Source organism: Bradyrhizobium valentinum, assembly GCF_001440405.1.
In the GTDB taxonomy this organism is placed as follows: domain Bacteria; phylum Pseudomonadota; class Alphaproteobacteria; order Rhizobiales; family Xanthobacteraceae; genus Bradyrhizobium; species Bradyrhizobium valentinum.
Genome location: NZ_LLXX01000134.1, coordinates 63,506 through 73,770, shown reverse-complemented (window position 1 = coordinate 73,770; position 10,265 = coordinate 63,506). Strand labels below are relative to the sequence as shown.

The following is a 10,265-nucleotide window of genomic DNA, read 5'->3' as shown; positions in this document are numbered from 1 at the left end:
GGCGCGCTGGCTGCACGTGGCGCTGCCGCGCGCCGACCGCGGTCCGCGGCGCGTCGAGCTCGATCTGCCGGGCCAGCTCGAACAGCAATTGGTCGGCTATCCGGTGCGGCCGAAGAGCCTCTATTTTCGGCGCGGCCTCATCCCGTCCTGGTCGAAACCGACGCTGGTGATCCGCGACGAGCGGATTCTTTCACCTGCCGAGGCCGATCCGGTCGAACCGGGTGATTACGTCTATCTGCTGGCGCCGCCGGAAAAGGCGGAGGCGCTCGATCGCTTCTTTGTCGACATGGCGCCGAGCTCGGCGCCCGATCCGCATCTGCTCGGCGATTTCATGGTATCGGGTGAGCACACGCTCGGCGAACTGGCTGAGATCTATGGCGTATCGGCCGGAGAAGAGCAGGCGAAGCTGACGCTGGCGGATTACTTTGACATTCATCTGGATCGCGCGCCGAAGGAAGGCGCCGAACTCGCGCTTGATCCCATCGTTCTTGTCGCGCGCAGCATCAGTGGCGGCCGGGTCAACGTGGTTGGCCTTCGCCTGCCGGAGGATGAGGAGGAGGCCGTGCCCCTGACGCGCCGGCAGGCGTTGAGGCGCAAGCTTGCGGAGGTCTGGGCCTCGGTAGCGGGGGTCTGAATTAAGTGCGTAGGGGCGAATTACGCCTTCGGCTCCAATCCGCGCTACGAGCTTAAGCGGGCGCTCATCGAATGTGATTGAGGCGGCGAATGACAGATCAGAAGAACCAATACTATCCGTGGCAATACGAGCTGTGGGCTTGGGAAGAGGCTCGCTCCAAGGCCAGTGGCGGCCGGTCAAACATCGAGGAGCCGGATACGCCTCCGGCGAAGATGTCGAATTTACTCTCGGTTGTTCGGATGGCTCGCGCGACGCCAGAAGTCTGGAACAAATTCGTGGACTTGAACGACAAGCTCGTCAGCGGCGCCGTCAAACAGGCCGACATTGACGAAGGCAACTCCGCTGAAAGCGCGGAAGCTGTCTCCTTATGCAGCCAGTTTACGAACTGGTTCAGAATGAAGAATGCCACGAATGATTCTTTTCTGTCCTACACCACGTGCTCCCGGGTGTTGAAGGAAATGGCCCGTTTGGGCGGGGAGATGGACGATGAAAGCATCAAGGCGCTCTTTCGCGGACCATTTGCAATCGAAGAAGACGTTTGAGCTGACGTTTAACGTGTGGGACTTACGATGAGTGTCACAAACCCGCTGGACCTGTATGCTCGTGTGCGCACTTCTTTGTGCACATTGCACACGAGACCGCGGGTGCAGCGCGCACCCGGTCTTCCCTGCGCCCTCTGACTAAGAGGGCGGGAAGTTGATAGCAAACCTCGGACGCAATGCGCCGCGAGAACGCCACCTCATATTCCGTCGTCATCACCCGCGAAGGCGGGTGATCCAGTATTCCAGAGACGTCAATGATTGAACCGATAGGCCGCGGCGTACTGGATGCCCGCCTTCGCGGGCATGACAGCTCTCCGTGTCATTTCGGGGGACACGAGCCGTCGCATCAGCTCGGGGCGCGCGTCGCCTGCGAGCGTAGAGGTGCGTCCGGGCTCTTTCTTCACCTCGCCCCGCTTGCGGGGAGAGGTCGAAATTTGCGCGGAGCGCGAATTTCGGGTGAGGGGGTGCAGGTCTATCGATTGGCGTCGTGCGTGTGGAGAGAGCCCCTCACCCCAACCCTCTCCCCGCGAAGAGCGGGGCGAGGGAGAAGAGGCCGCAGCGCTGGTCGCCGGTCATGCGGGTTTGAGTTGCACTTTCGGCAGTTGAGGAACCGGCCGACTATCTCTAGTCTTCCCGAAAATCGATCTTACGCGCGCGGTGGAAACGCAGGAGAAACACAATGTCCGGCCCCCTCGACGATCAGCTCGGCTTTGCGCCCGATTACGATGCGCCGATTCCCTATATGCAGCGGACCCGCGATTATTACGCGGCGATCGGCTACACCACGCCCTACCGCTGGGCCCACTATGTCGAAGCGCCGTTCCAGGCGCTGAAAAAGCCGCTCGCGCAATCGCGCGTCACCATCGTCACCACCGCGGCCCAATATGATCCCACCAAGGGCGATCAGGGCCCGGGTGCGGCGTATAATGGTAGTGCCAAGTTCTACCAAGTCTATGATGGCGACACGGCCAAGCAGCACGATTTGCGGATCTCGCATATTGGCTACGACCGCAAGCACACCACCGCGACCGACAGCGGCACCTGGTTCCCATTGCCGCAGCTTCTGAAAGCCGCCGCCTCGGGCCGGATCGGCGAGGTGGCGCCACGCTTCTTCGGTGCGCCGACCAATCGCAGTCACCGCGTCACCATCGATGTCGATGCGCCCGACATCCTTGCCCGCTGTCTCGCCGATGAAGTCGATGTCGCCGTCATCGTGCCGAACTGCCCGGTATGTCATCAGACGTCGGCACTGGTCGCGCGTCATCTCGAAACCAATGGCATCGCCACCGTCGTCATGGGGTGCGCCAAGGACATCGTCGAGCACGCGGCCGCGCCGCGCTTCCTGTTTTCGGATTTCCCGCTCGGCAATTCCGCCGGCAAGCCGCACGACGTGGAATCGCAGGCGCTGACGCTCGAACTGGCGCTGCGGCTGTTGGAGTCCGCTCCCGGCGCGCGTACCACGGTGCAGTCGCCGCTGCGCTGGAGCGAGGATGCCTCCTGGAAGCTCGACTATAACAACATCGCGCAGATGAGCCCGGAAGAACTGGCGCGGCGTCGCGCCGAGTTCGACAAGCAGAAAGAGATCGCGCGCGGCAACCGCGCGGCGTGACGGGTTACTTCCCTTCTCCCCTTGTGGGAGAAGGTGGCAGCCGAAGGCTGCCGGATGAGTGGTATCTCACAGCGCACTCGGCACTCGCGGAGAGAACCCCTCATCCGTCTTCGCTTCGCGAAGCCACCCTCTCCCACAAGGGGAGAGGGAAGAGAGGAGGAAACTGAATTGACCCGACCGTTCGAAGGCGTGAAGATTCTCGACTTCACGCAGGTGCTGGCTGGCCCCTATGCGAGCTACCAGCTCGCGCTGCTCGGGGCCGACGTCATCAAGGTGGAGCGTCGCGAAGGCGAGGATATGCGCCGCACGCCGCTGAGCCGCGAATGGGCCGAGCGCGGCCTCGCGCCGGGCTGGCAGGCCATCAACGGCAATAAGCGAAGCCTGACGCTCGATCTGCAAAAACCGGAAGCGATCGCCATCGTCAAGCAACTCGCCGCGCAGGCCGACGTGGTGATGGAGAATTTCCGGCCCGGCGTGATGGACAAGCTCGGCATCGGCTACGCCGCGCTCTCGGAGATCAATCCGCGGCTGATCTATTGCGCCATTTCAGGTTTTGGCCAGACCGGGCCGGAGCGGCTGGGCGCCGGCTACGATGGCAAGATCCAGGCGCTCTCGGGCATCATGTCGATCACCGGCCATGCCGAGACCGGGCCGACGCGGGCAGGCTTCGCGGTCTGCGACGTGTTGTCGGGCGCCACCGCAGCCTTCGGCGTATCCAGCGCCCTGTTCCAGCGCACCCACACCGGCAAAGGGCAACTGGTCGACGTCTCCATGCTGGAGGCGACGCTGGCGTTCCTGTCCGGGCAGGTCGCGGACTACTCGGTCGCCGGCCACCGCCAGCAGCTCTCCGGCAATCAGGCCGTGAGCCGCCGGCCGACCGCCAATCTGTTTAGGGCGGGCGAGGGTTATCTGCTGCTGGCCGTCAACAGCGAGAAACAATACCGCGCGTTGATGACCGCGCTTGATCGAGCCGATGCGCTGGACGATCCCCGCTTCGCTGACTGGTTCGCCCGCCAGGAAAACGAGAAGGCTCTGCGGGCCATCATCGAGGAGGCGCTTTCGAAAAAGGACCCGCGCGAGTGGGAGAAGGTCCTGGAGGCCGCGGGCGCGCCCTGCGCCAGCATCTGGAAGGTCGAGGAAGTGATCGACCATCCGCAGATCGCCGCGCGCGGCGCCATTCAGGAGATCGATACGCCCTATGGCCGCCTGCGCTTTGCCGGCAGCGGCTTTCAGCTCGCCCATGGCGGCGGCCGGCTCGACCGCATGGCCCCCGCGCTCAGCGCCCATACCGAGGAGGTGCTGGCCTCGCTCGGCTATGACGGAGGCGCGATCGCGGAACTGCGCGTGCGCGAGGTGGTCTAGTTCTACTGCGAGCCCTCATGGTGAGGAGCGCGGAGCGCGTCTCGAACCGTGAAACCCCGTCTGTGGCCTACATCCTTCGAGACGCCCGCTTTTCGCGGGCTCCTCAGGACGAGGGGTTTGACCGGCTGTGACGCAGTAGAACTAGCGGGGGGCCGGGGAGGCTCGTTCCTGTCCCGTTTTGGGTGGGCCCGCGCATGGCGACCCTGCGCCAAGGCGCTTTAATCGGCAGGGCTCACCGTCTAAAAGACGCCTTTCCCGATCCAAAAGGACAGACCATGCCCGCCTACCGTTCCCGAACCACGACCCACGGCCGCAACATGGCGGGCGCCCGCGGCCTCTGGCGTGCCACCGGCATGAAGAACGAGGACTTTGGCAAGCCGATCATCGCCGTGGTCAATTCGTTCACCCAGTTCGTGCCCGGCCACGTGCACCTGAAGGATCTCGGCCAGCTCGTCGCGCGCGAGATCGAGAAGGCGGGCGGCGTCGCGAAAGAGTTCAACACGATCGCGGTCGATGACGGCATCGCGATGGGCCATGACGGCATGCTCTACAGCCTCCCATCGCGTGAAATCATCGCCGACAGCGTCGAGTACATGGTCAACGCGCATTGCGCCGACGCCATGGTGTGCATCTCCAACTGCGACAAGATCACGCCCGGCATGCTGATGGCGGCGCTGCGGATCAACATCCCGACCGTGTTCGTCTCGGGCGGTCCGATGGAATCCGGCAAGGTCAACCTCAAGGGCAAGGTCCGCGCGGTGGACCTGATCGACGCCATGGTCGCAGCGGCCGACAGCAATGTCAGCGACGCCGACGTGGAAGTGATCGAGCGCTCGGCCTGTCCGACCTGCGGCTCCTGCTCGGGCATGTTCACGGCCAATTCCATGAACTGCCTTACCGAGGCGCTGGGGCTGGCGCTGCCGGGCAACGGCTCGGTGCTGGCCACCCATGCCGACCGAAAGGGCCTGTTCGTCGAGGCCGGACATCTGATCGTCGATCTGGCGCGGCGCTATTATGAGCAGGATGATGAAACCGCGCTGCCGCGCATGATCGCGAACTTCAAGGCGTTCGAGAACGCCATGACGCTCGACATCGCCATGGGCGGCTCGACCAACACCGTGCTGCATCTGTTGGCTGCCGCCCATGAAGGGCAGGTGCCGTTCACGATGCAGGATATCGATCGCCTGTCGCGGCGGGTGCCTGTTCTGTGCAAGGTGGCGCCGTCGGTGGCGGATGTGCATCTGGAAGACGTCCACCGTGCCGGCGGCGTGATGGCCATCCTCGGCGAGCTCGACCGCGCCGGCCTGCTCAACCGCGGCCTGCCGATGGTTCACTCCAAGACGCTGGAGGACGCGCTCGGCCGCTGGGACATCGTCCGCACCAAGAGCGAAAGCGTCCGCAAGTTCTTCACGGCGGCGCCAGGCAACGTGCCGACGCAAGTCGCGTTCAGCCAGGAGCGCCGGTTCGAGGAACTCGATACCGACCGTGCGACGGGCTGCATCCGCGACGCCGAGCATGCGTTCTCAAAGGACGGCGGCTTGGCGGTGCTGTCGGGCAACCTTGCGCTCGACGGCTGCATCGTGAAGACCGCAGGCGTCGATGAGAGCATTCTGAAGTTCGAAGGGCCGGCGCGGATATTCGAAAGCCAGGACGCAGCGGTCGAAGGCATTTTGGGCGGCAAGATCAAGGCCGGCGACGTCGTCGTGGTCCGTTATGAGGGACCGCGCGGCGGTCCCGGCATGCAGGAGATGCTGTACCCGACCAGCTATCTGAAATCGAAGGGGCTCGGAAAGGTCTGCGCGCTGATCACCGACGGCCGCTTCTCCGGCGGCTCCTCGGGCCTGTCGATCGGGCACATCTCGCCGGAAGCCGCCGAAGGCGGCCTGATCGGCCTCGTGGAGGATGGAGATCGCATCAGCATCGACATCCCCGCCCGTTCGATCAGCCTGATGGTCGATGACGCCACGCTGGCGAAGCGACGTGAAGCCATGCTGGCCCGCGGCGCACAGGCGTGGAAGCCCGCCAAGAAGCGCAGCCGCAACGTGACGATGGCGCTGAAGGCCTACGCGGCGCTGACGACGAGCGCCGCCCGCGGCGCGGTGCGCATCGTTCCTGAGTAAGTCTTGTAGGATGGGTAGAGCGCAGCGAAACCCATCATCTTTTCCTCTCGACCGAATTGATGGGTATCGCTGCGCTCCACCCATCCTACGAAGAAGTTACGTCAGCACCTTGACGCCGCCGAGCGCGGTCACGCGGCCGCGCTTGAGCATCACGATCTGCGTCGCGAGCTGACGCAGTTCGGCCGCGTCGTGGCTGACATAGACCATCGGAATGCCCTCGTCGCGCAGCCGCACCAGATAGGGCAGGATCTCCTCCTTGCGGCTCTCGTCGAGCGAGCCCAGCGGCTCATCGAGCAGCAGCAGGCGCGGCTTCGATAGCAGCGCGCGGCCAAGGGCGACGCGCTGGCGTTCGCCGCCGGAGAGCTGGCCGGGACGGCGGTCGAGCAAATGGCCGATATCGAGCAGATCAGTGATCCGCGCGTGCTGCGCTTGATCTTCGGCGAGCCGGTTCATGCGCCGGCCGTAGTCGAGATTTTGCCGCACGTCGAGATGCGGAAACAGCCGTGCGTCCTGGAACACGTAGCCGATGCGCCGACGATGCGGCGGCACGTGGACGCCTGCGGATGTATCGTCGAGCGTCTCGTTGTCCAGCGCGATAATACCGCGGTCAGGCCGCAACAGCCCGGCGATCATGTTGATCAGCGAGGTCTTGCCGGCGCCGGACGCGCCGAACAGGCCGGTGACCCGGCCCTGGCTTTCGAACGAGGCTTCGAGCGAGAACTCGCCGAGCTGTTTGGTGACGTCGACGCGCAGCATGGTCAGTTCCCGTGCAGGCGCTTGGTGGCGCGCCGCGCGAACCATTCAGACGCGATCAGGGCGCCCATCGCGATCACGGTGGAAACGACAACCAGCCTCCCGGCCGCGTTGTCGCCATCCGGCGTCTGGATCAGCGAATAGATCGCCGACGAAATGGTCTGGGTCTCGCCGGGGATGTTGGAGACGAAGGTGATGGTGGCGCCGAACTCGCCGATCGCCTTGGCGAAGCCCAGCACCATGCCGGCGAGAACGCCCGGCAGTGCCAGCGGCAAGGTCACGGTAGCGAACACCTGCCACGGTGCGGCGCCGAGCGTACTCGATGCCTGTTCAAGTCGGCGGTCGATCGCCTCGATCGAGAGCCGGATCGGTCTGACCAACAACGGAAAAGACATCACGCCGCAGGCAAGCGCAGCTCCGGTCCAGCGAAACGCGAACACGATGCCGAGGTTGTCCGCGAGCCATGCGCCGACCAGGCCGCGGCGGCCGAGCGTCAGCAGCAGCAAATAGCCGGTCACGACGGGTGGCAGCACCAGCGGCAGATGAACCAGAGCATCGAGAATGGACTTGCCCCAGAATTCACGCCGCGCCAGCAGCCACGCCAGCGCGATGCCGAACGGCGTCGCCACCAGCGTCGCAACGACGGCCACCCGCAGCGAAAGCAGGATGGCCGTCCATTCGGCGGGCGATATCTCGAACATCAGGTCGAGGGGCTGACGAGAAACTTGAAGCCGTACTTCTCGAGGATGGTCTTCGCCGCAGCCGAGCGCAGGAAGGCGAGATAATCCGAGGCCTCCGGTTTTGCGGTGGTCGTCGCCGCCACCGGATAGATGATCGCCGGATGGGAATCGGCCGGGAAGGTGCCGACGATCTTGACGCCGGGCTCGACCTTGGCGTCGGTGAAATAGACGATGCCGAGAACAGCCTCGCCGCGCGCCACCAGCGTCAAGGCGGCCCGAACGTTATCCGCCATGGCGAATTTCGGCTCGGCTGATTGCCATGAACCGAGCTTCTCCAGCGCGGCCTTGGCGTATTTGCCGACCGGTACCGACTTCACGTCGCCGGTTGCGATCTTGCTGTCGCCCGCGAGTTTGGCGAGGTCAAAGCCGGCGCCGATGTTCACATTGTCGATCTTCGAATCCTTTGGCGCGATCAGCACGATGCTGTTGCCCAGTAGATTGATCCGGGTCGGCTCATGGATGGCCTTCCTGCCGATCGCGTAATCCATCCAGTCGGTATCCGCGGATATGAACACGTCGGCCGGCGCCCCCTGTTCAATCTGCCGAGCCAATCCCGAACTTGGGCCATAGCTGACGGTGATTTTGACGCCCGTCTTCACGGCGTAGGCGGCGTCGATCTCGTCGAGCGCGTTCTTCATCGAAGCCGCGGCAAAGACGCTCAGGGTCCTGTCCTGCGCGACCGCGGGCGGGCAGAGCGCGCCGATCAGAATGACAAGGGCAATGAAGATACCGGTACGGCGATACATGAGGCGCTCCATGCATGCTTGCGAGCCGCAGATAGCGCGCACAAGACAGGCGTTGGTTGGGTCGATGAGGCGATGGTCGGAAGCGCCGTTCCGGAATCCCCTGAGGACTTGCGGTCGATAGGGATATCGCCAGCCCCAACATAATCAGGATGGCAGCCGAGGTAAAGGCGGCTCGACCTCACTGAGTTGAGATCGCTCCGGCCTTTCCGAACTGTCAATGGTGATGCTGACGCTTGTGGCCGCTGCCGTAGCCTCGCAATTCCGCATACTTCGTCATCTGCGCTGGCGTTAAAATGCTTCCAGTCGACAAATGATATTTCAGATGGGTTTCGCGCAGCATTCCCTGCGTCGTGGCAACGGCCGCGGTGGACGCCTTCAGGCTTTCCGGCGTGACCGTGCGGGTTGCGAACTGCTTATCCAGCTCGGCTTCCTGCTCGATCAGCTTCGCGCCCAGCGGCATCGCTTCGGCCTTCATGGAATCGAACAGGCGCTGCATGCCGGCGCGTTGATCGGCGGAGAGTTCGAGCTTGTCGGCGAGTTCGAGGACGTGCGAGGGCCCCGGATATCCGTTCAATTCGGCGGCAAGCGCCAGACCCATGCCGCGAGCGGCGTTGAGGTCGGCGATCTGCTGATCCGAAAGCGCCTTGATCGAACGAGACTGCATTCCGGCATATGGGGTTTGTGCATGCACGCTTGTGACAAAAGCGATGGATGCGATCAGAGGCCAGATCTTCATCGTCATTCTCCTGCGGGTTTGATCTTGCGCCGTCAGGGCTTTGCGTCCGGCGCGTGCAATACGGTTTTGCAGGCGGGCGGCAGCTCAGCCATCGTCATTGGCGGCTTCGGTTTCGGCGGCACTTTCGGCGGCTTGGGATGCAGCACCGCATCGCTGAACCAGTAGGCGAGGTCGCCTGTGCTGCAGCCTTCGCCCTCGTTCGGCTCGGGCTGGCTCTCGCATTCGCCGGCGCCGGGCGGGCATCTGATGCGGATGTGGAAGTGATAGTCGTGGCCGTACATCGGCCGCACCTTGTGGAGCCAGCCGCGATCGCCCCTGGCTTCGCGGCACAGCGCCTTCTTGATGGCGGCATTGACGAAGATGCGCTGCACGCTGGGCTCCAGCGCAGCGGCGCGGATCACCGCGAGATGGGTCGGCGTCCAGGCCTGCGGGTCGATGTCGAGCCGATCGGTGCGCACCATCATCACGGCGGACATATCTTCGCGCTCGTTGCGCGATAATTGCCGGTTCGGCATCGGGGTCAGCCAGATGTCCACGTCGAGCCCCACTTGATGGCTGGCGTGTCCGGTGAACATCGGACCACCGCGCGGCTGCGACATGTCGCCGACCAATATGCCCGGCCAGCCGGCATCCCTACGCGCTTTGGCAGCGAGCCGCTTGACCAGCGCGACCAAATCGGGATGTCCCCAGTAACGATTGCGCGACAGCCGCATCACCTGCCAATTGTCGCCGTTGATCGGCAGCCCTTCCGCGCCCGCGATGCAGCCATGGGCATAGAACCCGTGCACGCGCGTCGGCATCGCCGCCGGCAATAACTTGCGGCCGAACAGCTCCTTGGCGGCGATCTTGGGATCGTTGGGGTTGGCGAGCGGCGGCAGCGGCTTCGGGTTGACCGTGCCCTTGTCCTGCGCCCATGCGCTTGCGGCATCGACGGCGGCCATTAAGGTTATGAGCGGGATCAGAATCAGGCGAGGGTTCATCGGATCACTCTATTCGCGCAAACGTAGCATGAAATGGGCAACA

At 64.0% G+C, this 10,265-nt stretch carries 10 protein-coding genes; 5 read left to right on the top strand and 5 right to left on the bottom strand.

Annotated features, from left to right (window positions below; genetic code table 11):
- The 5 genes from CP49_RS23585 to ilvD form a co-directional block, all read left to right on the top strand.
- A partial coding sequence (locus CP49_RS23585; RefSeq protein WP_276326850.1) for a transporter associated domain-containing protein occupies window positions 1-634 on the top strand: 634 nt, incomplete at its 5' end.
- 89 nt (window positions 635-723) lie between these two features.
- Window positions 724-1,176: a hypothetical protein gene (locus tag CP49_RS23580; RefSeq protein WP_057852568.1), complete on the top strand. Its 453-nt coding sequence runs from the start codon at window positions 724-726 to the stop codon at window positions 1,174-1,176.
- Window positions 1,177-1,855: 679 nt separating this feature from the next.
- Window positions 1,856-2,785 (top strand): hypothetical protein, encoded by a 930-nt coding sequence (locus tag CP49_RS23575; protein ID WP_057852567.1) that lies wholly within the window; start codon window positions 1,856-1,858, stop codon window positions 2,783-2,785.
- Between the two features lie 168 nt (window positions 2,786-2,953).
- Entirely contained in the window at window positions 2,954-4,147 is a 1,194-nt protein-coding gene (locus CP49_RS23570; RefSeq protein ID WP_057852566.1) for a CaiB/BaiF CoA transferase family protein, read from the top strand.
- Between the two features lie 275 nt (window positions 4,148-4,422).
- The gene (gene ilvD, locus CP49_RS23565) at window positions 4,423-6,267 is read left to right on the top strand and encodes a dihydroxy-acid dehydratase (protein WP_057852565.1); all 1,845 of its coding nucleotides are present in this window, start codon (window positions 4,423-4,425) and stop codon (window positions 6,265-6,267) included.
- 96 nt (window positions 6,268-6,363) lie between these two features.
- On the opposite strand, the gene modC is transcribed toward ilvD, so the two are convergent.
- From modC to mepA, 5 genes are all read right to left on the bottom strand, one after another.
- On the bottom strand, window positions 6,364-7,023 hold the full coding sequence (gene modC / locus CP49_RS23560; protein WP_057852564.1) for a molybdenum ABC transporter ATP-binding protein: 660 nt from the start codon (window positions 7,021-7,023) through the stop codon (window positions 6,364-6,366).
- 2 nt (window positions 7,024-7,025) lie between these two features.
- Window positions 7,026-7,721, bottom strand: coding sequence for a molybdate ABC transporter permease subunit (gene modB, locus CP49_RS23555; protein WP_057852563.1), 696 nt, complete (start codon window positions 7,719-7,721; stop codon window positions 7,026-7,028).
- Window positions 7,721-8,506 (bottom strand): molybdate ABC transporter substrate-binding protein, encoded by a 786-nt coding sequence (modA, locus tag CP49_RS23550; protein WP_057852579.1) that lies wholly within the window; start codon window positions 8,504-8,506, stop codon window positions 7,721-7,723. The genes modB and modA overlap by 1 nt, the downstream gene beginning before the upstream one ends.
- Before the next feature lie 214 nt (window positions 8,507-8,720).
- On the bottom strand, window positions 8,721-9,242 hold the full coding sequence (locus tag CP49_RS23545; protein ID WP_245310830.1) for a Spy/CpxP family protein refolding chaperone: 522 nt from the start codon (window positions 9,240-9,242) through the stop codon (window positions 8,721-8,723).
- 32 nt (window positions 9,243-9,274) lie between these two features.
- Window positions 9,275-10,222 carry a penicillin-insensitive murein endopeptidase gene (gene mepA, locus CP49_RS23540; protein ID WP_057852561.1) on the bottom strand — a complete coding sequence of 316 codons (948 nt, stop codon included), beginning with the start codon at window positions 10,220-10,222 and terminating at the stop codon, window positions 9,275-9,277.
- Window positions 10,223-10,265: the final 43 nt, after the last annotated feature.